Annotated in this window: 17 protein-coding genes and 1 pseudogene; 6 read left to right on the top strand and 12 right to left on the bottom strand. The window is 65.7% G+C overall.

The features are described from left to right. Positions 1–11 precede the first annotated feature (11 nt). The gene (locus HU770_RS20790) at positions 12–917 is read left to right on the top strand and encodes a LysR family transcriptional regulator (protein ID WP_186653621.1); all 906 of its coding nucleotides are present in this window, start codon (positions 12–14) and stop codon (positions 915–917) included. Continuing rightward, entirely contained in the window at positions 905–1,726 is an 822-nt protein-coding gene (locus HU770_RS20785) for an aldo/keto reductase (RefSeq protein WP_047583225.1), read from the top strand. The genes HU770_RS20790 and HU770_RS20785 overlap by 13 nt, the downstream gene beginning before the upstream one ends. A 23-nt stretch (positions 1,727–1,749) precedes the next feature. Here the strand turns inward: HU770_RS20785 and HU770_RS20780 are convergent, their stop codons facing one another. The 4 genes from HU770_RS20780 to lexA are packed head-to-tail and all read right to left on the bottom strand — an operon-like array spanning position 1,750 to position 7,489. After that, positions 1,750–4,830: an error-prone DNA polymerase gene (locus HU770_RS20780; RefSeq protein WP_186665265.1), complete on the bottom strand. Its 3,081-nt coding sequence runs from the start codon at positions 4,828–4,830 to the stop codon at positions 1,750–1,752. Continuing rightward, on the bottom strand, positions 4,827–6,245 hold the full coding sequence (locus tag HU770_RS20775; RefSeq protein ID WP_186665263.1) for a DNA polymerase Y family protein: 1,419 nt from the start codon (positions 6,243–6,245) through the stop codon (positions 4,827–4,829). The genes HU770_RS20780 and HU770_RS20775 overlap by 4 nt, the downstream gene beginning before the upstream one ends. A gap of 6 nt (positions 6,246–6,251) precedes the next feature. Continuing rightward, the gene (gene imuA, locus HU770_RS20770; RefSeq protein WP_047583090.1) at positions 6,252–6,872 is read right to left on the bottom strand and encodes a translesion DNA synthesis-associated protein ImuA; all 621 of its coding nucleotides are present in this window, start codon (positions 6,870–6,872) and stop codon (positions 6,252–6,254) included. Then, entirely contained in the window at positions 6,872–7,489 is a 618-nt protein-coding gene (gene lexA, locus HU770_RS20765) for a transcriptional repressor LexA (protein WP_033698044.1), read from the bottom strand. The genes imuA and lexA overlap by 1 nt, the downstream gene beginning before the upstream one ends. 93 nt (positions 7,490–7,582) lie before the next feature. On the opposite strand from lexA, the gene HU770_RS20760 reads away from it, so the two are divergent. Further along, positions 7,583–8,239, top strand: coding sequence for an HAD-IA family hydrolase (locus tag HU770_RS20760; RefSeq protein ID WP_033698046.1), 657 nt, complete (start codon positions 7,583–7,585; stop codon positions 8,237–8,239). A 123-nt stretch (positions 8,240–8,362) separates the two neighbouring features. Next, the gene (locus HU770_RS20755; protein WP_186653628.1) at positions 8,363–9,274 is read left to right on the top strand and encodes a LysR substrate-binding domain-containing protein; all 912 of its coding nucleotides are present in this window, start codon (positions 8,363–8,365) and stop codon (positions 9,272–9,274) included. Between the two features lie 35 nt (positions 9,275–9,309). On the opposite strand, the gene HU770_RS20750 is transcribed toward HU770_RS20755, so the two are convergent. From HU770_RS20750 to HU770_RS20735, 4 genes are read right to left on the bottom strand one after another with little or no spacing between them, the layout of a single operon-like run. Then, complete coding sequence (locus tag HU770_RS20750) at positions 9,310–10,653, bottom strand: MFS transporter (RefSeq protein ID WP_186653630.1); 1,344 nt, start codon at positions 10,651–10,653, stop codon at positions 9,310–9,312. A 48-nt stretch (positions 10,654–10,701) separates the two neighbouring features. Further along, positions 10,702–11,031, bottom strand: a complete 330-nt coding sequence (locus tag HU770_RS20745; protein ID WP_186653632.1) for an NIPSNAP family protein — start codon at positions 11,029–11,031, stop codon at positions 10,702–10,704. Next, on the bottom strand, positions 11,031–12,749 hold the full coding sequence (locus HU770_RS20740) for an FAD-dependent oxidoreductase (protein WP_186665261.1): 1,719 nt from the start codon (positions 12,747–12,749) through the stop codon (positions 11,031–11,033). The genes HU770_RS20745 and HU770_RS20740 overlap by 1 nt, the downstream gene beginning before the upstream one ends. Further along, positions 12,746–13,576 carry an SDR family oxidoreductase gene (locus HU770_RS20735; RefSeq protein ID WP_186665253.1) on the bottom strand — a complete coding sequence of 277 codons (831 nt, stop codon included), beginning with the start codon at positions 13,574–13,576 and terminating at the stop codon, positions 12,746–12,748. The genes HU770_RS20740 and HU770_RS20735 overlap by 4 nt, the downstream gene beginning before the upstream one ends. Before the next feature lie 180 nt (positions 13,577–13,756). On the opposite strand from HU770_RS20735, the gene HU770_RS20730 reads away from it, so the two are divergent. Continuing rightward, positions 13,757–14,644 (top strand): helix-turn-helix domain-containing protein, encoded by an 888-nt coding sequence (locus tag HU770_RS20730; protein WP_186653641.1) that lies wholly within the window; start codon positions 13,757–13,759, stop codon positions 14,642–14,644. A 15-nt stretch (positions 14,645–14,659) separates the two neighbouring features. On the opposite strand, the gene HU770_RS20725 is transcribed toward HU770_RS20730, so the two are convergent. The 4 genes from HU770_RS20725 to HU770_RS20710 all read right to left on the bottom strand — a co-directional run bounded on the left by HU770_RS20725 (position 14,660) and on the right by HU770_RS20710 (position 19,539). Further along, positions 14,660–15,433 carry an IclR family transcriptional regulator gene (locus tag HU770_RS20725; RefSeq protein ID WP_033698056.1) on the bottom strand — a complete coding sequence of 258 codons (774 nt, stop codon included), beginning with the start codon at positions 15,431–15,433 and terminating at the stop codon, positions 14,660–14,662. A 69-nt stretch (positions 15,434–15,502) separates the two neighbouring features. After that, positions 15,503–16,960 (bottom strand): amidase, encoded by a 1,458-nt coding sequence (locus tag HU770_RS20720; protein WP_186665251.1) that lies wholly within the window; start codon positions 16,958–16,960, stop codon positions 15,503–15,505. Next, positions 16,957–18,267 (bottom strand): citrate-proton symporter, encoded by a 1,311-nt coding sequence (locus tag HU770_RS20715; protein WP_186653647.1) that lies wholly within the window; start codon positions 18,265–18,267, stop codon positions 16,957–16,959. The genes HU770_RS20720 and HU770_RS20715 overlap by 4 nt, the downstream gene beginning before the upstream one ends. Before the next feature lie 96 nt (positions 18,268–18,363). Then, on the bottom strand, positions 18,364–19,539 hold the full coding sequence (locus HU770_RS20710; RefSeq protein WP_186665249.1) for a M20 aminoacylase family protein: 1,176 nt from the start codon (positions 19,537–19,539) through the stop codon (positions 18,364–18,366). 208 nt (positions 19,540–19,747) lie between these two features. Between HU770_RS20710 and uvrA the strand changes: the two are divergent. After that, positions 19,748–22,093: pseudogene (uvrA, locus tag HU770_RS20705) on the top strand (excinuclease ABC subunit UvrA); the annotation flags it as partial. Between the last annotated feature and the right edge of the window lie 30 nt (positions 22,094–22,123).

Raw genomic sequence — 22,123 nt, 5'->3', positions numbered from 1 at the left:
GTAGGCCCGTCATGAACGTCAAGCAACTCCGCGCCTTCGTCGCCGTGGCCAAGTACCAAAGCTTCGCCCAGGCCGGCGAGCATCTGCATGTTTCGCAACCGGCATTGAGCCTGACCATCAAGGCCCTTGAGGAAAACCTCGGCGGCGCCTTGCTCAGCCGCACCACCCGCAGTGTCAGCCTGACGGCCGAAGGTGAAGTACTGCTGCCACTGGCGCGGCGCCTGCTGGCCGACTGGGACGACACCGAAGAACTGCTGCGCCAGCGCTTCACCCTGCAACTGGGGCGGGTTTCAGTGGCGGCTATGCCGGCTTTTGCAGGCAACTTGCTGCCCCGCTCGCTCAAGGTGTTTCGCCAGCGCTACCCGAAGGTCAACGTCACCGTGCACGATGTGATCAACGAACAGGTACTGGAACTGGTGCGCCATCGTCGCGTCGAACTGGGCATCGGCTTCGAACCGGACAACACCGATGGCCTGGCCTTCTACCCGTTGTACATGGACCGCTTCGTCGCCGTGGTACCCGCCGACTCACCGTTGGCATTGTTGCCCAGGGTCAGTTGGGCGCAACTGCTGGCCGAAGATTTCATTGCCTTGCAGCGCCCTTCGGCGGTGCGTCTGCTGATGGAACAGAACGTTGCGGCCAGGCACGGCAAACTGGCAGTGGCGTTCGAAAGCCATCAGCTGTCGACCATTGGGCGCATGGTTGCCAGTGGCCTGGGCGTCAGCGCAGTACCGGCGCTGTGCATCAACCAGATGCAGGAGCTCGGCGCCCGCTGCCTGCCCTTGGTCGAGCCCTCGGTTGAACGGCGCATCGGTGTCATTGCCCTGAGCGAGCACAAATTGTCCACCGCAGCGCAAGCGCTGCTCGAGGTACTGCTTTCCCATACCCTGATCCCGGAGGTGACATGCGACACGTGAAACTGGCAGGTTCGAGCGTTCCGGCCATTGGCCAGGGCACCTGGTACATGGGTGAAGACCCCGGCCGCCGTGCAGCAGAGGTGTCTGCCCTGCAACAGGGTATCGAGCTTGGCCTGAGCCTGATCGATACCGCTGAAATGTATGCCGAGGGCGGCGCGGAGGAAGTGGTCGGCCAGGCCATCGCCGGGCGTCGCGACCAGGTGTTTCTGGTCAGCAAGGTCTACCCGCACAATGCCAGTACGCGGGGCGTGCCGGCTGCCTGCGAGCGCAGCCTCAAACGCCTGGGTACCGACTGCATCGACCTGTACCTGCTGCATTGGCGTGGCCAGCATCCACTTGAACAGACCGTCGAGGCGTTCGAGCGCCTGCGCGAACAGGGCAAGATCAAGCGCTGGGGGGTGTCCAACTTCGACGTCGATGACCTGCGCGAGTTGAACAACCCCGATTGCGCCACCAACCAGGTGCTGTACAACCCGACGCAGCGCGGCATCGAGTTCGACCTGCTGCCGTGGAGCCAGAAGCGTGCATTGCCAACCATGGCGTACTGCCCACTGGCTCAGGCCGGGCAGTTGCTGCAGCATCCTGTGCTGCTGGAGATCGCCGAGCGCCATGGCGCGTCAACGGCCCAGGTCAGTCTGGCCTGGGTGACACGTGAAGATGGGGTGATCGCCATTCCCAAGGCGGTAGCGCCAGAACATGTGCGGCTGAATGCGGCGGCGGGTGTGCTGACCTTGAGCAGCGAAGACCTACGGGCAATCGACCGGGCGTTTCCACCGCCGGCCCGCAAACAACGGTTGGCGATGGTCTGACCGACACCGCCCTTGGGAGCGGCTCAGTGAAAATCGCGGCTACGAACATCCAGCCCCTGCAGCAAGGGGCTGACATCCTCCAGCCGCCGGGCGATCAGGTGGCGAACGCCATTCTCCTGCTCCAGCCGCCCGCTCACCTTGAGCAATTGCGAGCCCACCAATGCTCGCCGCTGCCGCTCGGCCAAGTCACGCCACACCACCACATTGACCATGCCGTACTCATCCTCCAACGTCACGAACGTCACCCCGCTGGCGGTTTGCGGGCGTTGCCTGCCCACCACCAGCCCGGCCACGGCAATGCTGTCGCCATGCTCGACAGCAGCCAGCTCGCACGAACTGCGACAGCCCAAGGCGCGCAAGCGTGGGCGCAGCAGTGTCAACGGGTGTGGCCCAAGCGTGGTACCCAAGGTCTGATAATCGCTGACAAGGTCTTCACCTACGGTCGGCGCCGGTAGCGCCACCGCGCCCTCTGGCGCTGCGTCCACTTCAGCGAACAAGGGCAGTTGCGGTTGCACCGCCGCCACCTGCCAGCGCGCCTGGTGGCGGTCACGCGCCAGGGCCCTCAGTGCCCCGGCGTCCGCCAGGCGGGCGCGGGCACGCTGGTCGAGCCCTGCACGCAGGCACAGATCTTCGACATCGCGCCAGGGCCGTTGCGCCCTCGCCTGCTCCAGGCGCCGAGCATCGGCCTCGGCAAAGCCCCGAATCTGCCGCAACCCCAGGCGAATGGCTAGGGCATTGTCAGCCACGCGCTCGAGCGTGCAATCCCACTCGCTGTGAAACACATCCACCGGCCGCACCTCGATACCTTGGCGCCTGGCCTCCTGCAGCAGTTGGTCGGGGCTGTAGAAACCCATGGGCCAACTGTTGACCAACGCACAGCTGAAAATGGCCGGCTCATGGCACTTGAGCCAACTGCTCGCATAACACAGCAAGGCAAAGCTGGCCGCGTGAGACTCAGGAAAGCCATAGCTGCCGAAGCCCTTGATCTGCTCGAAGATGCGCTCGGCAAACGACAAGTCGTAACCATTGCGCAACATGCCTTGTATCAGCCGCTCACGGTGCGGCTCCAGCCCACCGTGGCGCTTCCAGGCGGCCATGCTGCGCCGCAACTGGTCGGCCTCGCCCGGGCTGTAGTCGGCAGCCACCATGGCCAGTTCCATGACCTGTTCCTGAAACAGCGGCACCCCCAGGGTACGCTCGAACACTTCCTGCAACTTCGGCGAGGGGTAGGTGACCGGTTCCTGCTTCAGGCGCCTGCGCAAGTAAGGGTGGACCATGTCGCCCTGGATCGGCCCGGGGCGCACGATGGCCACCTCGATCACCAGGTCGTAGAAGGTGGTGGGCTTGAGCCGAGGCAACATGGCCATTTGCGCCCGTGATTCGATCTGGAACACGCCCATGGTCTCGGCCCGGCTGATCATCGCGTAGGTAGCCGGGTCCTCAGCAGGAATGCTCGCCAAGGTCAGCTGCCGGCCACGGTGGCGTTGCAGCAAGTCGAAACAACGGCGCAAGGCGCTGAGCATGCCCAGGGCCAGCACATCGACCTTGAGCAGCCCGACCATGTCCAGGTCGTCCTTGTCCCACTGGATCACCGTGCGGTCTTGCATCGCGGCGTTTTCCACCGGCACCAGTTGGTCCAGCGGTTGCTGCGAGATGACAAAGCCGCCAGGGTGTTGCGACAGGTGCCGGGGAAAGCCGATCAGCTCAGCGGCCAGAATCAGCACCCGCCGCAACGATGGGCTGCTGGCCTCGAAACCCGCTTCGGCCAAGCGCTGTGCATCGGGGATGCGATCGCTCCAGCGGCCGCAGCACTTGGCCAGTGCATCCACCTGATCGGCCGGCAGCCCCAGTACCTGCGCCACATCACGCACCGCACCGGCAGCGTGATAGGTGTTGACCACTGCGGTGAGTGCGGCGCGATGCCGGCCATAGCGACGAAACACGTACTGGATCACTTCTTCGCGGCGGTCGTGCTCGAAGTCCACGTCGATGTCGGGCGGCTCGTTGCGCTCGCGTGACAGGAATCGCTCGAAGAGCAGGCGGTGCTGCATGGGGTCGAGTTCGGTAATCCCCAGCACGAAACACACCACCGAGTTGGCTGCCGAACCCCGGCCCTGGCAGAGGATACGCTGGCTGCGGGCGAAGGCGACGATGTCGTGCACGGTCAGGAAGTAGCTTTCGTAAGCCAGCTCTTCGATCAATGCCAGCTCCCGTGCCAGCACTTCGCGCACCTTGTCGCTCGGCCCGGCCGGCCAGCGCAACGGCAAGCCTCGCTCGCACAGTTCGCGCAGCCAGCTTGCGGGGGTATGGCTTTCGGGCACCAGCTCACGCGGGTACTGGTACTTGAGTTCGCTGAGGTCGAAACGGCAGCGTTCGGCAATGGCCAGGGTCTCGGCCAGCAAATCGGCGGGGTACAGCTCCTGCAGCTGCTGCGGGGTGCGCAGGTGGCGCTCGCCATTGGCGAACAGGTGGCGCCCGGCCTCGGCTACCTGGCAGTGCTGGCGGATGGCGGTCATGCAATCCTGCAGGGCACGGCGACCGCGTACGTGCATGTGCACGTCGCCGCAGGCCACGGCGCGGATACCGACCTTGCCCGCCAGTTCGCGAAGCTTGCCAAGGCGCACTTCATCATTACTGCCACGGTGCAGGTGCACCGCCAGCCAGAGCCGCTCGGCGAACAACGTGTGCAGCCAGTGGCCAGGCGCAGAGTCATCGGGGTCGTCGGCAATCCATAGCACCAGCAACCCTTGATTGTGCGCGCGCAGGTCATCGCCGAACACCTGATACGCGCCCTTTTCCGCCCGCCGTCGCGCACGGGTAATCAGTGCGCACAGGCTCTGGTAGCCCGCCAGGTTTTCCGCCAGCAGCACCAGCCTGGGGCCATCCTGCAGGCGTATTTCACTGCCAACAATCAGTTGCAGCTGGTGCTCCTTGGCCGCCTGCCAGGCGCGCACGATACCGGCCAGGGTGCACTCATCGGTGATCGCCAAGGCTTGGTAGCCCTGCTCGCGGGCACGCCGGAACAACTCATCGGCACTCGACGCACCCCGCTGGAAGCTGAAGTTCGACAGGCAATGCAATTCGGCATAGCCGAATGTATTCATGCGAACCAACCTTGCAGCCACAAGGGGCCAGGCTGGCTGAGGTCGCGGTAGGCCCAGCCACGCAGCCCTTCGCGGGTTTCGATGCGGTAGTAGTCGCGACGCACGTCGCCACCGTCCCACCAGCCCGATTCGATGCGCTCGGCTTGGCCCAACAAGCGGTGCCCTGCGTCGTCAAGTGCCAAAGGCGTCGGGAGCAGCCAGCCGGGGCGGCTACCTGGCATCAGTTGCAGGCTCGCGCGTGCGCCCTGCTCCACCGCTTGCCAGGCACATTCGGGGCGATGGTCGGCCTCGGCGCTCAGCCCTTTTACCGCCTCATCGCCCAAGCGCGCACGCAACCGCTCACGTAGCTGCTCCCAAGGCTGCGCCTGCTGCGCGCGGGGGTCGAACAGCGCCTGGCGCTGGGGCACGAAGGGTGGCAAGTCATCGGCGACCAGGCGCAGGTTGCGTACCGGGGCGCGCAGCTGCAGCGGCTCCAGCCGCCCTTTGGCCAACTCGAAGAGCATGCCGGCATCACGCTCGGCCGCCAGCAGGCCCACCTGCAGTTGCGTGTCAGGCCCTTCGGCATGCTCCAGGTGCAGGCAGAAGCGTTGCACGCCGCAATCGCGCCCGGCCAGGAAGGCGCCAAGGTCATTGAGCATTCTGCGCAATGGGAACAGCAGCGCCTGGTGCGATTCAACGTCAAAGTTCAGCTCCAGACGCGCTTCGAAGCGGTCAGGCGGCTGGTAGAAAGCCAACCCCAGGTTACGCAGGCCCAGCAACTGGTCCAAGTGCAGCTGTACCTGGGCAGAAAAGCGTTTGGCCAGGGCATCGCGAGGCAAGGCCATGACCTGGCCGAGCTGGCGCAGCCCCATGCGGGCAAAGGCCTCGGCGGCCTCCTGAGGCAGCCCGACACGCTCGATTGGCATGCGTGCCAGCACTGCGCGCGCCTCTTCGGCGCAGGTCACCGCCAAGCCATCGTGGCCATTGGCGAGCATGCGCGCCGCCACCGGGTTGCTGGCCAGCACAATGCGCTGACGCAAGCCCAACTCGCCAAGCTCTTGGCGCAGCCGTGCCTCGAACAAGGGCCAGGGGCCGAACAATTGCAGGCTGGAGCCTACTTCAAGCAGCAGCGCCCGTGGGTAATGCAGGCTCACCTGGGCGCTGAAGCGATAGGCCCAGGCTGCCAGCAGTTGTTGCAACTGTTCGATGCGTTTGCCGTCGGCCTCCACGCAGGTGAAGCCATCGGCCAGGGCACGGGCTGCTGTCAGGGTCTGCCCGGCACGCAGGCCCAATGCCGCAGCAGCGGGGTTGACCGCCTGCAAGACGCGCCGCTGAGTGGGGCCGCCAATCAGCACCAGTGGCGTATCGGGGTCGTCGCGTTCACGCAGCACTGTGTCCAGCGCCAGCTGTGGCAGCAGAATGCAGGCCCAGAGCATGATGCATCAGCCCTGCCCGGGGCAGGCGATGGGCAGCGCCGGGGGCATGCCACCTCGGCTCTTGAGCACGCGCCATTGTGCTGGCCGGGTGTCGATGGCAATGCGCAAAGCGGCTGGCGACGGGTTGTTTGCCGCCTGCTGCGGGCGGCAGGCGAAGGCCAGCGCCTGGCCGGTCTCGGCGGCCACCTGCAGGCGCCGCAGTGCACGGTCATCGGCGCGTTCTGGCCAGCACAGCACGGCGGCGCAACTGCCCGAGCGCAGGCATTGCTCAGCCGCCCAGAGCGCGTCGACCGGGGCGGCGGCGACCTGAACCAGCCAGCGTAAATCCACCCCCGCTGCCTGCCAGGCCGGGGCAAAGGGAATAAACGGCGGCGCGACCAGCACTACCCGCCCGCCTTCAGCGGTCAGGCGTGCCAGCGAAGGCCACAGCAACTGCAGCTCACCGCAACCGGGGCTGGCCAGCAACAGTTCGCTGAGCGCTGCGGCCGGCCAGCCGCCCTCGGCAAGGCGTTGGTCCAGCGCGGCATGGCCGGTGGGCTGCAACCCCAGGGGCCGAGCCTGAACCTGCCGACCGCGCCAGACCTGACGCTGGTCGAGCAGCCTGTCGAGATCGACCACCGCGCCCATCAGTCGCGCCTCAGCAGGCCGCAGAACACGCCTTCGATGAAGAACGCCTGTTCAGGCCCCACATCGATCGGCGCATAGGCCGGGTTGCGTGGCAGCAGCCGGTAACCACCGGCCTGGCGCTGCAAGCGCTTGATGGTCACCTCGCCGTCCAGGCGGGCAACCACGACCTGCCCGTCACGGGCCTCGCCCTGCTGGCGAATGCCGACCAGGTCACCGTCGAAGATGCCGTCGTCGATCATCGAGTCACCGCGCACCTTCAACAGGTAATCGGGAGTGCGCCGGAACAGGCTGGGGTCGATCAGCAATTGCTCGTGGATACCGAGGTCCGGGCCGATCGGCGCACCTGCGGCGACCTGGCCCAACACGGGCACTTCGAGTATTTCCGGGCGGCGCAGGGGCTGGGCCAGGCGAATGCCACGCGCCTGGTTTGGCGTGACGTCGATGTAACCGGCCTGGCACAGGGCGGTGATGTGCTTGCGCGCGACACTGCGCGAGGCAAAGCCGAAGCGCGTGGCGATGTCGGCGAGGCTCGGCGGCTGGCCGTGGTCGGTGATGCGCTCACGAATGAATTCGAGAATGGCGCGGCGTTTGGGGGTCATATTGTCCATGGAGCACATTTGTACTCTTTTCCCAGCGCACTGAACAGCCCCCTTCGTCGTCAGCTTTGGTTATGATCGTTGGGCTTGTGTTTTTTCATACCTGGATACCTGATGCTGACTGCCCTGCTGTTCGACCTCGACGGAACCCTTACCGATACCGATACCCTGCACTTGCAGGCTTTCCGCCAGTTGCTGCGTGAGCATGATGGCCGCGAACTGTCCCAGGCCCAGTTCGATGCGCAGGTTAGTGGCCGGGCCAACGGCGAACTGTTCGCCGAGCTGTTTGCCGATGCCAGCCCACAGGAGTGCCTGGCACTGGCAGACCGCAAAGAGGCGTTGTTCCGCTCGCTGGCGCCATCGCTCGAGCCGATGCCAGGGCTGTTGCGCCTGCTGGAGCACGCCCAGGCCTATGGCCTGGGCATGTGCGTGGTCACCAACGCGCCGCGGCTCAATGCCGAGCACATGTTGCAGGCCATGGGGCTGGGGGCACGTTTCGAGCATGTGCTGGTGGCCGAAGAGCTTGAACGTGCCAAGCCGGACCCGCTGCCCTACCTGACCGGGCTGCAGCGCCTTGGCGCGGTGGCCGGTCAGGCGCTGGCCTTCGAGGACTCGCTGCCTGGGGTCCGGGCTGCCAGCGGGGCGGGTATCTTTACGGTGGGAGTTGCCACGACGCAGACAGCCGAACGGCTGATGGAGGCGGGTGCTGGGTTGGTGATTCGGGACTTTGATGATCCGCGGTTGTGGGCGTTGATTGAATCGATGGGGTGATGGCTTTGGCGCATGCCTTGAGCGCTCTAGGCGCTGAATATCCCAAGCCATACCCCCAGCTGCCATTACCCCCACGACCTGCCAAACTAGACAATCCCACCCGCCCCTGCCCCAGGCCCCCACATGCTCATCGACGAAGAACTGACCCTGAAAAAGCTGGAAACCTTCCTCGCCTTCATGCGCAGTGGCAACCTCGGCCGGGCCGCCGCCGAACTGGCCACCAGTGCCGTCAGCGTGCACCGCGCCATCCACTCGCTGGAAAACGCCCTGCGTTGCCCCCTGTTCAAGCACGAAGGCCGCCAGCTGATCCCGCTGGAGAGCGCCTACGTGCTGGAAAAAAAAGCCCGCCAGCTGATCCAGGACGCCGAGCAGATGGTCCGCCACACCCGCGAGGCCGCAGGCTTCTATGCCGAACGCTTCCGCCTTGGCGCCCTGTATTCGCTGACCGTGAAGACCGTGCCAAAACTGGTCATGGGCCTGAAGCTACGCCGCAGCGAGCTCAACATCGACCTGACCCTGGGCTCGAACGTCGACCTGCTGCAACGCCTGAAAAACCACGAACTGGAGGCCATCCTGGTATCGCTCGACGAAAGTGTCAGCGACCCCGCCTGCGAGCAACTGCCGCTGTTCTCCGACGATATCTTCCTCGCCGTCCCCACCGACTCGCCCTTTGCCGAACAAGCCGAGGTGGACCTGGCAGACCTCGCCGACTCCACGTTCATCACCCTGACCCAAGGCTTCGCCACCCACCGTGACGGTGCGCGGGTATTCCAGCAGGCAGGGTTCGAGCCCAAAGTGGCCATGCAGGTGAACGATATCTTCACCCTGCTGAGCATGGTCAGCTCGGGCGTGGGCTTTGCCCTGCTGCCAGGGCGGATCGCAGCGGTGTACGAGAACCGGGTGCGGCTGATTGCCCTGCAGCCGCGCTATCGTCTGCAACAACATATCGGCGTGGTGTTTTTGAAAGCACGGGAGCGGGAACCGAACCTGCTGGCGTTGCTGGCGCAATGCAGGATGTACAGCCGGGAAAACTGAACAAGGCCTGCAGGGCTTTTGCACGCCAGCACCGATTACACCACCTGCCGTGCAGCGCGTCGGCCTGAACCGGCATGGCGCCCTTGCAGCAGAACGGCCAGCGCAGCCAGCACCGCCGGCACAAGCAACGACGCGAACACCTGCGCGAAGCTCCACCCCATTGCCAGCATCTGGGCGCCGGCAAACGCACTGAGAATCGCCCCGAAACGGCCGATGCCACTCATCCAGCTGGCACCGGTCGCGCGCGCTTCGGTCGGGTAGAACGCTGCCGCCAGCGCATTCATGCCCACACTGGCACCATTGAGGCCAAAGCCCACGGCCCAGGCAATCGTGCACAGCCAGGTGAAGTCCCCGGCCACCTGGCCAATGGCGAAGATCACTGCGCCGCTGAACAGGAAGGTCAGCATCAGCACGCGTTGCGGGTTGCAGCGGTCCATGGCCCAGCCCACCGAAATCGCCCCCAGCGGCCCGCCGATCTGGAAGCAGGCGGTGACGATGGCCGCTTCGGCTACCGAGAAGCCACCGCCCTCCTTCACCAGAGTGGGCAACCAGCCGCTGAACAGGTAGACCAGAAACAACGCCAGCACGTAGCCGGTCCAGAGCATGAAGGTGCCGAAGCGATAGCGCGGCGAAAGGATGGTGCCAATTGCCCCACCGCTGCGCGGCGTGCTGGGCGGCAGCACAAAAGTGCTGTCGGCGCTGATGCGCCCCGGCGCCAGGCGGCTGACAATGGCGCGTACGCGTCGCACATCGGCACCCTTGCTGACCAGGAAGGTGACCGATTCGGGCAGCCGCCAGCACAGCAACGGCAAGGTCAGCAGCGGCAGCACGCCCCCCAGCACCAGCACACTGCGCCAGCCCAGGTTCGGGATCATCCAGGCACTGACAAAGCCGCCTGCCGCCGCGCCCAGGGAAAAACCGCAGAACGCCAGGGTGATCAGCAACGAGCGGCTGCGCGCCGGCGCGTATTCGCTGACCAGGGTGCTGGCATTGGGCATGGCGGCGCCCAAGCCCAGCCCGGTGAGAAAACGCAGGGCCACCAGGGTTTCAAGGTTGGGCGAAAACGCCGAAGCCAGGGTCCAGACGCCAAACAGCAGGACGCTGCCCAGCAAGACCGCCTTGCGCCCGTAGCGATCTGCCAGGGGGCCGGCGATCAAGGCCCCGAGCGCCAGGCCGATGAGGGCGGCGCTCAGCACCGGGCCCAGGCTTTGCGCGTTCAGGCCCCAGTCGCTTTTCAGCTGCGGGGCGATGAAACCGATGATGGCGACGTCCAGCCCGTCCAGGGCGATGATCAGAAACCCCAGAAAGACCACCCACTTCTGGTAGCGGCCGATGGGTTGCTGGTCGATCAGTTGGCGCACATCGATAGCGTTGTTCATGGGTATCACCTGTTGTTGTTTTTATGCGGGTGCAGGGCCCCGGTGGCATTAGCGGTGAGCGAGGCTGTGCAGCCGCACCGGCCTGATGATCCGCGTCTCCTGGGCCACCACCAGGTCACGGGTGGCGTGCAGGTAGGCGGCGAAGTCCGGGTCGGCATCGCGGGCGGCGCTGCGCGTTTCGAAGTCCTCCAGGCTGTCGTAGCCCCACAGGTGCACCACCTGGTTCAGCGGGCCGATGCTGCTGGTGTAGAAGGCCAGTGGCGCCCCCAGATGGCGCAGCAGAATCGGCATCGCCAACTGGTCGAAGGCCTCGAGAAACGCCGCCATGCCACGTGGGCGGATGGTGTAGATCCGATGGTCGACAATGGCCTTGTCCATCACGCCACCTCCCGTGCATTGGCCGCAGTCGCCAGGCCTTGTTCGACGCCTGCCAGATGGCGCCCGGTGATGTAGCCAAAGGTCATGATCGGCCCCAGGGTGATGCCTGCACCGGGGTAGTTGCCGCCCATGATGCTTGCGCGGTCGTTGCCAACGGCATACAGCCCCTCGATGGCCCGCTCATCGGTGCCAAGCACTTCGCCGACCACACTGGTGCGGATCCCGTCGAAGGTACCCAAGTCGCCCATGATCACCTTCACGGCAAAGTAAGGCCCCTCGCCCAGCGGCGCCACGCAAGGGTTGGGCGTGTGTTGCGGGTCGGCCAGATAACGATTGAAGCGGGTAGTGCCACGCCCGAACTGGCGGTCCTCACCCTGAACGGCGCCCAGGTTGTACTCACGCACGGTCTGCTCCAGCCCGGCGGCATCGATCCCGGCCTTGCCGGCCAGCGCTGCGAGGCTGCGCCCCTTGAGCAGGTAGCCATTGCGCAACAGCGGCCCCAGCGGCATTGGCGCGGGCTTGGCGAAGCCCAGGCCATACTTGGCCAGGGTGCGGCGGTCACAGACCAGCCACATGGCGGTTTCCGGCTGCTCGGCACAGGCTTCGATCAACGCTGCCCCCACATCGTGGTAGGAATTCGATTCGTTGGTGAAGCGCTTGCCCGAGCGCAGCACCCCGATCACACCGGGCTTGTAACGATCGAGCAAATGCGGAAAGGCAACATAGCGCCCTGTCCCCATGGGCACTTTCGATACCGGCATCCAGGCCGCTGCGGCTTGCAGGCGGATATCGACCTTGGCGCCCAATGTTTCGGCCATGCGGGCACCATCACCCGTGTTTCCTTCAGGCACCGGCGAAAAATGCTCACCGCCGCGACGCACATGCGGGTAGGCCTGCTTCAACCGCTGCAGGTCGTGGGAGAACCCGCCACAAGCCAGCACCACAGCCCGCCGCGCTTCGATACGCAGCTCGCTGTCGCCTTGCTTGGCCAACACCCCCGTGACCCGATTGCCTTCAAGTAACAGTTGCCTGGCCGGGGTGCCGGTCAGAATCGGAATACCCAGGTCCAGCGCCGACCTCACCAGCCGCGCCGCCAAGGCATTGCCGCTGGTGACCTGAGTACCACGCCGGTACAGCGCCAGCTCTTTGAAATGGGTCAGCAAGCGCTTGGCCACATAAGCGAACGACGTCAGTGAACGCGTGACATTGAAGAAGTGCTTGAGGTCGGCATTCGACGAGTTGAACATCATGCCGATGAAAGTGATGGTCTTGAGCGGTGGCCGCAGGCGTGCCATGTCTGGCCCCAGGCCCCGGATATCGTAGGGCGCCGCCAGTATCGAGCGGCCGACCTCGACGCCACCCTCCACCTGCGGGTGGTAGTCGGGGTACAGGGTGGGGACGAATTTGACGGCTGTCTCGCGCTCGAAGAAGTCCACCATCCGTGGCCCGTGGCGCAGAAACGCCTTGACCGCCGCTTCGTCGAAGCAGTCGCCGGTTTCGTTGCGCAAGTAGGTAAGTGCCGCCGCCTCGCTGTCGTTTACCCCATGTCGGCTGCACGGCACCCACAGCACCCCGCCGGAAAACGCCGTGGTGCCGCCGAAGCAGTCCGCCTTCTCGATCACGATCACATCCAGGCCGTGCTTTTTCGCGGTGATCGCCGTCGCCAGGCCACCGGCCCCCGCCCCCACCACCAGTACATCGCAGCTGCGCGTGTTCATGGGCGAACGCCCTCGAAGCCTGGGCGTGGGATCAATGCCATGGGCATGCTCTCCAACCCACCATCGACGGTCAGCTCGGCACCGTTGATGTAGTCGGCACGTGGGCTGGCGAGAAACAGGACTGCTTCAGCGATGTCCTGCGGCTCGCCGATCCGCTGGTTGGCGGTCATGGCGCTGCGCTGGCGCTCGATGTGCGGGTCGGCGTAGAACGCGGCCGACAACGGCGTGCGGATTAACCCGGGGCACACCGCATTGCTACGCACCCCGCGCGGGCCCCACTCCACGGCTATTTGCCGCGACAACAGGCTGACACCGGCCTTGGCCGCGCTGTAGGCACCGCTGTTGGGTTGTGGGTAATGAGCGGCGATGGACGCAATATGCACGATGCGCCCCTGGCCACGGGCAAGCATCGAACGGCCGAAGGCCTGGGAACACAGCAGGTAGCCGCTGAGGTTGACCGCCAGTACCTGGTTCCATTGCTCCAGGCTCAGCGTTTCAAGGGCACCGGGGCGCAACACGCTGGCGTTGTTGACCAGTACATCGCAGCGACCGTGCAGCGCCTGCACCTGTGCCGCCGCCTGGCTGACGCTGTCGGGGTCGGCGATGTCGCAGCCCAGCGCGCTGACCTCGCCGACGCTGTGCTCGCCCAGGGTCGCCGCCAGCTCGCGGCATTTATCCAGGTCGCGATCCAGCAACACCACATGGGCATGCTGCCCCACCAACGCGGAAGCCAGGGCCGCGCCAATGCCGCCGGCCGCGCCGGTTACCACGCAAACGGCAGAGTCCAGGCCCAGCCAGTGATCAGTCGTCATCTTGTTGTTATGCATGCTGCTCTCCAGAGTGTCGCTTCATCTGGCAAACAGCCTAGGGCTGGCACGTGCCCGGGCAGAATGGACAAAACCTGCAACCCACCCCACATTCCCGACAATTTCGTCCACTGGCCCTTAACCCGGCAAGCCGCTGTGGCACAGTAGCCGGGTAGCGATCACAACAATAACTACAAGACCATGAACAAGATCCCCAACTACGCCCTGTACGGCGAAACCGCGCAGCCGGTGTGGCACGAGTCCCTGCATGTGGAGTCGATCTCGCAACGCTCCGGCGCCCACAACTGGGAGATTGCCGCGCACCGTCATGAAGGCCTGCTGCAGCTGCTGTACCTGCAAAGCGGGGCCGGTGAAGTGCTGTTCGACAGTGACCACGTGCAGGCCCGGGCGCCCTGCGTGGTGTACGTGCCGGCGCAGGTGGTGCATGGTTTTCATTGGGCCGGCGCGGTCGAGGGCCAGGTGATCACGGCGGCGCAGCATCCGCTGGAAAGTATCGCCCAGGTACTGGCACCCAACCTGCTGGCACAGGTGCGCAAACCCCAGGTGATCGCCCTGCCGCAGTGGGACGCCGACGAAGACCCGCTGCTACCGCTGTGCCGCGCACTGCGTGAGGAATACCACAACCGCGCCCGCGAGCATGTGGCGTGCAGCATGTCGCTGCTGCTGACGCTGATGATCCAGGTGTTGCGCCACGAGCCGCAGGCCCGCGCCGGCGAGCAGCGTCTACCGTCGAGGCGCAGCCAGCAACTGACCAGGTTCCGTGAGCTGGTGGACATGCACTACCGCGCGCATTGGTCGCTCGGTGATTACGCCGGTGAGCTCGGGCTGACCTTGGCCACGCTGGGGCGGCTGTGCCAGGAGCATCTGGGCATGACGCCGATGAATGTCATCAATGCCCGCCTGGTGTTGGAGGCCAAACGGGCGCTGGGGCATTCGAGCCTCAGTGTGAAAGAGATCGCCCATGAGCTGGGGTTTGTCGATGTGGGCTACTTCAGCCGGTTTTTCCGCAAGCACTCAGGGGTGAGCCCGAGTGGGTTTCGTGAGGCCGCAGGGCGAAAGGGCCCGTGATCTCGCACAGCACCCTCAAGCCTCCAGCGCCTGCTGCACCTGGCCCACTGTCGCTGCCAAGCGCTGCAGATGCAGGCTCAACACCCGCTCCACCGGCGCCTGGTCCTCCGGCCAGTGCAAGGCAATGCTACCCGCCAGCCGCCCCTCAACCCGTACCGGCAACGCGATCGCCCGGATCAGGAACGGCAACCGCACCGGGTACTCCCAGTGCCCCTCGGTGCGCTGACCAAAGCCCTTGTGCGCATCGTCCTCGATATCGCGCAACAGTGTTTCATCACCCAACTGCTGGTGGCTGGCCAGGCGCTGCACTTCGTCGCTGTGCATTTCCCCCAGGCATGCCCGCCCCATTGCCGAGTGAAACAGGCTGGCATGGTGCCCGACGATCTGGCAGTTGTTCGGGTAGCGCTTGCGCAGCACCAGGGGGATGGCGCTTTCCATCACTTCAAGGCGCTCGCCATCGAAGCACGACAGGTCCGCCACCAGCCCGGTGCGCTCGCTCAGTTCCAGCAACCAGGGCGCTGCGTGTTCGACCAGGCGCCGCTTCAAACGCAACTGGCGGTCACCGAACAGGCGCCGGGCGCACAGGCGATAACGCCGATCACTCAAGCCCCGGTAGACCCAGCCCTGCTCCTGCAAGGTGGCCAGCATTCGCGACACCGTGGCCTTGGGCAGGGCCGTCAGGTAATGCAGCTCCTCCAGCCCTAACGCCTGATGTTCGCCGAGCAAATCGACGATGGCCAGCGCCCGCTCCACCGAGCGCACGCCGCCGCTGTCTGTCGTGGTGCCCATGTGTCTGACCTCCCTGTCTCTGCGTGGATGGTCATGATGCCCAGCAAAAAACGCGCCTGCCCAGGGGGCTCAACGTGATTGCAGGCAATTAGGCGGCTGCCGCTCGACCCAACGGGTCAGTTGTTCATGGGCATACGCCAGCTGCAGCACGGCATGGTCGGCCTGGGCGGGGCCTATGATCTGCAGGCCCATCGGCAGCCCCGCGGCATTGAAGCCAACCGGTACGCTCATGCTCGGCAAGCCGGCCAACGTCGGGCCGATGACTACCTCCATCCAGCGGTGGTAGGTGTCCATCGCCTGCCCGCCGACCACCTTCGGCCACGCTTGGGCTGCGTCGAAAGGGAACACCTGGGCAGCAGGCAACAGCAGAAAATCGTAACGTTCGAACAGGGTGTTCAACGCCTGGTACCAGGCGCTGCGGTCCAGCGAGGCCTGGTAAACGTCCGCCGCCGTCAGGCGCAGGCCCCCTTCAACCTCCCAGCGCGCCTCGGGCTTGAGCAGTGCGCGCTTCGCGGGGTGGGCATAGGCTGCGCTCAGGCTTCCGTGCACCAGGAAGTGGCGGTGAGTCAGCCAGCATTGCCACAGGCGCGCCATCTCGAAGCCTGGCTGGCACGCTTCGACTTCGCAACCCAGCGCGGCAAAGTCCGCCAAGGCCGCTTCGCACAGGCCCATTACCCCGTCATCCATCGGCAGGTAACCGTCATGGCTGCCCAGCCAGCCGACCCGCACGCCCTTGAAATCACGCGGCAGCCCATGGGCGAAGTCGCGCGGGCCGTCGCGCAGTGACAATGGCACCCGCACGTCATGGCCGGCCTGGACCGACAGTAGCCGCGCCACATCTGTCACCGTGCGCCCCATCGGGCCCTCGGTGGCCAGCTGCTGCATGAACAGCTCCGGTGTCGGCCCATATGGCACCCGCCCTTGCGAAGGGCGCAGGCCAAACACATTGTTGAACGCCGCCGGGTTGCGTAGCGAGCCCATCATGTCGCTGCCATCGGCCACCGGCAGCAAGCGCAGGGCCAGGGCCGCAGCTGCCCCGCCACTGCTGCCACCGGCCACGCGGCTCGGGTCGTAGGCGTTGAGGGTGGTGCCGAACAGCGTGTTGTAGCTTTGCGAGCCGAGGCCGAACTCCGGCACATTGCTCTTGCCGATGATGATCGCACCGCTGGCGCGCACCCGCGCCACGCTGAGCGCATCCTGCTCGGGCACATGCTCGGCGAACAGCGGCGAGCCCAGCGTGGTACGCAGCCCCGCCGTGGCCGCCAGGTCCTTGACCGCCTGCGGCATGCCATGCATCCAGCCTCGCGACTGCCCGCCCGCCAGCTCGCGGTCGCGCGCGTCGGCCTCGGCCATCAGCACCGCGCCCTCGCGCAGCGACACCAGCGCATTGACCTGCGGGTTGAAGCGTTCGATATGGCCCAGGTAGGCCTGCATCACTTCACGGCACGACACTTGGCGGGCATGAATAGCCTGGGACAGCGCCTCGGCATCCAGGGCAACGATCGGGTCGATGGCTAACAGGTTCACGGTTTCACTCCAAGGTTGAAGGCAACAGCCTTGCCAGCACGCGGGGCCTCTTTCAGGCAATAGGTGCCCAGCAGCGTCAGCAGGCACGCGAATAGCACATAGAACGACGGCGCTACCGGCGTGCCGAGCACCTTGCTCAGCCAAGTGACGATCAGCGGGGCGAAGCCGCCGAACACCATCACCGCAACGTTGTAGGCTACCGACACCCCAGTGGAGCGCACCTCGATCGGGAACTGCTCGGCCAGGGCGGTCGGCGCCGGGCCGAAGAAGCCGCCGATGGCAGTGCACAGCAGCAGTTGCATCACCAGCAGGCGCTCGATCGAGGGCGCCGCCGCTACCCAGACATACAACGGGTAGACCATCACGAAGAACGCCAAGGTAAAGGCCATCAGCACCGGCCGCCGGCCCAGGCGGTCCGATAACGCACCCGCCAGGGGGATCACCACGGTCATCAGGCCCACGGCCAGCATCTGCACCAGCAGCACCTGGTCCAGCGGCAAGCCCAGGTTCTTGTGGGCGAAGGTTGGCATGTTCACCAGCACGACATAGAACGACACCGTCGCCCCACAGGCCAAGCCCATCGACACCAACAGGCTGCGGCGGTGCTCACGCAGTACCTGCCACAAACTCGGCGCCTGGCCCTTGGCCTGCTTGCGGGCTTCGAGGAACTCCTCGGGCTCTTCCATGTGCTTGCGAATCCACAGCCCCACCGGGCCGATCAGCAAGCCGATCACGAACGGGATCCGCCAGCCCCAGCTGTCCAAGGCCTCGGGCGTGCACAGGTGGGTGACCAGCGCCACCATCGCCGCCCCGCTGAACACCGCCAGGCACTGCCCCACCAGTTGCCACGAACCATACAGCCCCTTGCGGTGGGCCGGTGCGCTTTCCACCAGAAACGCGGTGGCACTGGCGTATTCACCGCCCGTGGCAAAGCCCTGCAGCATGCGCGCCACCACGATCAGCAGCGGCGCGCCCATGCCGATGGCCAGGTAGCTGGGGGCAAAGGCGATCATCGCGATGGACACCGTCATCAGGCGGATGATCAGTTGCATCGCCGCCTTGCGCCCCTTGCGGTCGGAATACATACCTAGCAGCACCCCGCCCACCGGGCGCATGAAAAAGCCCACGCCGAAGGTGGCCAAGGCCATCAGCAGCGAGGCGTACTCGTCGTCGGAGGGGAAGAACTGGCGGGCGATGATGCTGGCCAGAAAGCCGTACACGATAAAGTCATACCACTCCAGGGCATTGCCGATGACCGCCGCGACCACTTGCCGGGTACGCGACGCGCCTGTATTGGAAGTCTGCATGCGGAGCACTCCATCAATCTGTTGGCCAGAAACGCTTCAAGTGATCGCCCAGGCACGCTCGCGCCCGGGTTCCAGCGGCAGTCGTCAATGCAGGGCTCAGGCGGGCTCGAGCCAGCGCTCGGTCAGCGCGCCCCAGTAAGCGGCGCCGGTCAGCAGGATGTCGTCGTTGAAGTCATAGGCCGGGTTGTGCACCATCGGCCGCTTCACGCCATTGCCGATGAACAGGTAGGCGCCAGGGCAGCGCTGCAGCATCCAGGCAAAGTCCTCGCTGCCCATCAGCTTGCGGGTATTGCCATCCACCGCGTCGGCGCCGAGCAGTTCGACACCGACCTGGTGGGCAAAGGCGTTTTCGGCGGCGTGGTTGACCAGCACCGGGTAAGCGGGACGATGCTCGATGCTGGCGGTGCAGCCATAGCTCTGCGCCTGGCTGACGATGATCGCCTGCACCCGCTCCAGGGTCTGTGCGCGCACCTCGGCATTCAGGGCGCGCAAGCTCAGACGCAGCAGGGCCTGCTGCGGGATCACGTTGGCTGCCTCGCCCGCCTGCAGCGCACCGACGGTCACTACCGCCGCTTCCTGGGCATCGATATTGCGTGCCACCACCGTTTGCAGTGCCATCACCACACTGGCCGCTGCCACCAGCGGGTCGACCGTCAGGTGCGGCATGGAACCATGCCCACCGACCCCCTCGATGGTCACCGTGAGCAAGTCCTGCGAGGCCATCATCGGCCCCTCACGGAAGCCCAGGTGCCCGGCTGGCAGCCCGGGCATGTTGTGCATGCCGAACAAGGCATCGCAGGGGAAGCGCTCCAGCAGGCCGTCGGCGAGCATCGCCTCGGCGCCACCTTGGCCCTCTTCAGCCGGCTGGAAGATCAGCGTCAGCGTGCCATCGAACTGGCGGGTAGCAGCCAGGTAACGGGCGGCACCCAGCAACATGGTGGTATGCCCGTCATGGCCGCAAGCGTGCATGCAGCCTTGGTGGCGGCTGCTGTAGGCAGCGCCGGTGGCCTCGTGAATGGGCAGCGCGTCCATGTCGGCACGCAGGCCGAGCTTGCGTGGGCTGCTGCCGTTGCGCAGCACGCCGACCACGCCGGTCTTGCCGATGCCGGTGTGTACTTCGTAGCCCCAGTCTTTGAGCAATTGCGCGACCAGGGCCGAGGTGCGGCTTTCTTCGAAACCGAGTTCGGGGTGAGCGTGGATATCGTGGCGGATGGCGTGCAGGTCGCTGGCCACGTCGTTGAGCCAGGCCAGGATGTGCTGATGGTGCGGCATGTGGAATCTCCTCGCGCGGGTGGGTCCCGTTCTTGTTGTTCGCTTTGAGATCACGACGGGGAAGGCAGGTCGTGGTTACGGACAGATAAGCGCGACGGGGGCCGGAGCACAATTGAATGTGGTTCCACGGGGTGGAACATGGCAGCGAAGGGGGATTGCGGGCGGGCGGCTATGGGTATGTCTTGGGAGTTTTTTCGCCTATGAGATCGAGCGCCGCTACTTCGAATCGGTCGCGCCCTATGCCCGGCGCCTGATCGACCAGGTTGGCGTACCCGACGTGGACGCCATCGAAGGCCTGCCCCCTGCGGTGGCCCTGCAGCAGCAACGCGGCACGCCAAGCGCGCGTTCGTCGGTGGGCAGCGTCACCACATTGTCCAGCTCGATCCGCATGCTCTATTCGCGTGCCGGCCACTACCCGGCCGGGCAGGCCATGCTGTACGCCGAAGACTTCTCGCCCAATACCCCACAAGGGGCCTGCCCCGAATGCCACGGCCTGGGCCGTGTCTACGAGGTGAACGAGGCAACCATGGTCCCCGACCCGTCGCTGACCATACGTGAGCGGGCGGTGGCCGCGTGGCCGATGGCCTGGCAGGGCCAGAACCTGCGCGATATCCTGGTGACCATGGGCTATGACGTTGACACCCCCTGGCACGACCTGCCCCAGGAGCAACGCGACTGGATCCTCTACACCGAAGAAACCCCCACCGTGCCGGTCTACGCCGGGCTCAGCCCGGCGCAGACCCGCGCCGCGCTCAAGCGCAAGCTCGAACCCAGCTACCAAGGCACCTTCAGCGGCGCCCGGCGCTACGTGATGCACACGTTCATGCATTCGCAGAGCGCGCAGATGCGCAAGCGCGTCTCCCAATTCATGCGCCCAAGCCACTGCCCGCTGTGCCAGGGCAAACGGCTCAAGCGCGCAGCGCTGGCCGTGACCTTCGCCGGCCGCGACATCGGCGAGCTGTCACGCCTGCCTTTGCAGACGCTAGCCGAGGTGTTCCGCTCGGTGGCAGCCCCCGGTTATCTGCAACAGCATGAAGACACCCTGACCCTGGAAAAGCGCCTGGCCGCCCAGCGCATCGCCCACGAACTGCTGGAACGAATCGCGCCGCTGATTGACCTGGGCCTCGGCTACCTGGCCCTGGAACGCAGCACGCCGACACTGTCCTCGGGCGAACTGCAACGCCTGCGCCTGGCCACCCAGCTCAACTCGCAACTGTTCGGCGTCATCTACGTGCTCGACGAACCGTCGGCCGGCCTGCACCCGGCCGACAGCGAAGCGCTGTTCGACGCCCTGCAACGGCTCAAGCAGGCGGGCAATTCGGTATACGTGGTTGAGCACGACCTGGATACCATGCGCCGCGCCGACTGGCTGGTGGACGTCGGCCCGGCAGCCGGCGAGCATGGCGGGCAGGTACTGTACAGCGGCCCGCCCGCAGGCCTGGCCGAGGTCGAGGTATCGCGCACCCGCGCCTATCTCTTTGCCCCGCAGCAGCCAGCCGCTCGGGCGCCACGAAAGGCGCAGGCCTGGCTGCAGCTGGAGGGCATCACCCGCAACAACCTCAACAACCTCAGCACCCGGTTCCCTTTGGGGTGCTTCACCTCGGTGACCGGTATTTCCGGCTCGGGCAAGTCGAGCCTGGTCAGCCAGGCGCTGCTGGAACTGGTCGGTGCCCACCTGGGCCATGCCGCACAGCGTGCCGAGCCCGAGGAGCAGAGCCTGGAGGACGAGCCCGAGCAGACCAGCGCAGGCCGTGTCAGTGCGGGCCTGGACAACATCAAGCGGCTGGTGCAGGTCGACCAGAAGCCCATCGGCCGCACGCCGCGCTCCAACCTTGCCACCTACACCGGCCTGTTCGACTACGTGCGCAAGCTGTTCGCCAGCACCGAGCAGGCCAAGGCGAACGGCTTCGATGCCGGGCGGTTTTCGTTCAACGTTGCCAAGGGCCGTTGCGAGAACTGCGAGGGTGAAGGGTTCGTCAGCGTCGAGCTGCTGTTCATGCCCAGCGTGTATGCACCCTGCCCCACCTGCCATGGCGCCCGCTACAACCCCGATACCCTGGCAGTGACCTGGCAGGGCATGAACATCGCCCAGGTGCTGCAACTGACCGTTGACCAGGCCCTTGCGGTGTTCGCCGAACAACCGCCGGTACGACGCTGCCTGCAGGTCCTGCAGGATATCGGCCTGGGTTACCTGCGCCTGGGTCAGCCGGCCACCGAGCTGTCCGGCGGCGAGGCGCAACGCATCAAGCTGGCCACCGAGCTGCAGCGCACCGCGCGCGGGGCGACGCTGTACGTGCTGGACGAGCCCACCAACGGGCTGCATCCGCAGGACATCGACCGCCTGCTGGTACAACTCAATCGCCTGGTCGATGCCGGGCATAGCGTGGTGGTGGTCGAGCATGACATGCGCGTGGTGGCGCAAAGCGACTGGGTGATCGACATCGGGCCGGGGGCTGGGGATGCCGGCGGCAAGGTGGTGGTCAGTGGGACGCCACAATCGGTTGCCCAGTGCAAAGACAGCCGCACCGCCAGCTTCCTGGCCAACGCGTTGTAGGCGCGGCAAACGTGAGCGCAGACAGTTTTA

Origin of the sequence: Pseudomonas sp. SWRI68, assembly GCF_014269165.1 — a bacterium.
In the GTDB taxonomy this organism is placed as follows: Bacteria; Pseudomonadota; Gammaproteobacteria; order Pseudomonadales; family Pseudomonadaceae; genus Aquipseudomonas; species Aquipseudomonas capeferrum.
The sequence above is the reverse complement of the archived record's forward strand: the minus strand, read 5'-3'. Positions and strand labels throughout refer to the sequence as shown.

Excerpts from the sequence above, each read along its gene's own strand:
- HU770_RS20715 (WP_186653647.1), bottom strand. The coding sequence starts at position 18,267 with ATGCAGACTTCCAATACAGGCGCGTCGCGTACCCGGCAAGTGGTCGCG.
- HU770_RS20745 (WP_186653632.1), bottom strand. The coding sequence starts at position 11,031 with ATGGACAAGGCCATTGTCGACCATCGGATCTACACCATCCGCCCACGT.
- imuA (WP_047583090.1), bottom strand. The coding sequence starts at position 6,872 with ATGGGCGCGGTGGTCGATCTCGACAGGCTGCTCGACCAGCGTCAGGTC.
- HU770_RS20790 (WP_186653621.1), top strand. The coding sequence starts at position 12 with ATGAACGTCAAGCAACTCCGCGCCTTCGTCGCCGTGGCCAAGTACCAA.
- HU770_RS20755 (WP_186653628.1), top strand. The coding sequence starts at position 8,363 with ATGCTCATCGACGAAGAACTGACCCTGAAAAAGCTGGAAACCTTCCTC.
- HU770_RS20750 (WP_186653630.1), bottom strand. The coding sequence starts at position 10,653 with ATGAACAACGCTATCGATGTGCGCCAACTGATCGACCAGCAACCCATC.
- HU770_RS20780 (WP_186665265.1), bottom strand. The coding sequence starts at position 4,830 with ATGAATACATTCGGCTATGCCGAATTGCATTGCCTGTCGAACTTCAGC.
- HU770_RS20725 (WP_033698056.1), bottom strand. The coding sequence starts at position 15,433 with ATGGGCACCACGACAGACAGCGGCGGCGTGCGCTCGGTGGAGCGGGCG.
- lexA (WP_033698044.1), bottom strand. The coding sequence starts at position 7,489 with ATGTGCTCCATGGACAATATGACCCCCAAACGCCGCGCCATTCTCGAA.
- HU770_RS20730 (WP_186653641.1), top strand. The coding sequence starts at position 13,757 with ATGAACAAGATCCCCAACTACGCCCTGTACGGCGAAACCGCGCAGCCG.
- HU770_RS20775 (WP_186665263.1), bottom strand. The coding sequence starts at position 6,245 with ATGCTCTGGGCCTGCATTCTGCTGCCACAGCTGGCGCTGGACACAGTG.
- HU770_RS20785 (WP_047583225.1), top strand. The coding sequence starts at position 905 with ATGCGACACGTGAAACTGGCAGGTTCGAGCGTTCCGGCCATTGGCCAG.
- HU770_RS20760 (WP_033698046.1), top strand. The coding sequence starts at position 7,583 with ATGCTGACTGCCCTGCTGTTCGACCTCGACGGAACCCTTACCGATACC.
- HU770_RS20710 (WP_186665249.1), bottom strand. The coding sequence starts at position 19,539 with ATGCCGCACCATCAGCACATCCTGGCCTGGCTCAACGACGTGGCCAGC.
- HU770_RS20740 (WP_186665261.1), bottom strand. The coding sequence starts at position 12,749 with ATGAACACGCGCAGCTGCGATGTACTGGTGGTGGGGGCGGGGGCCGGT.
- HU770_RS20735 (WP_186665253.1), bottom strand. The coding sequence starts at position 13,576 with ATGCATAACAACAAGATGACGACTGATCACTGGCTGGGCCTGGACTCT.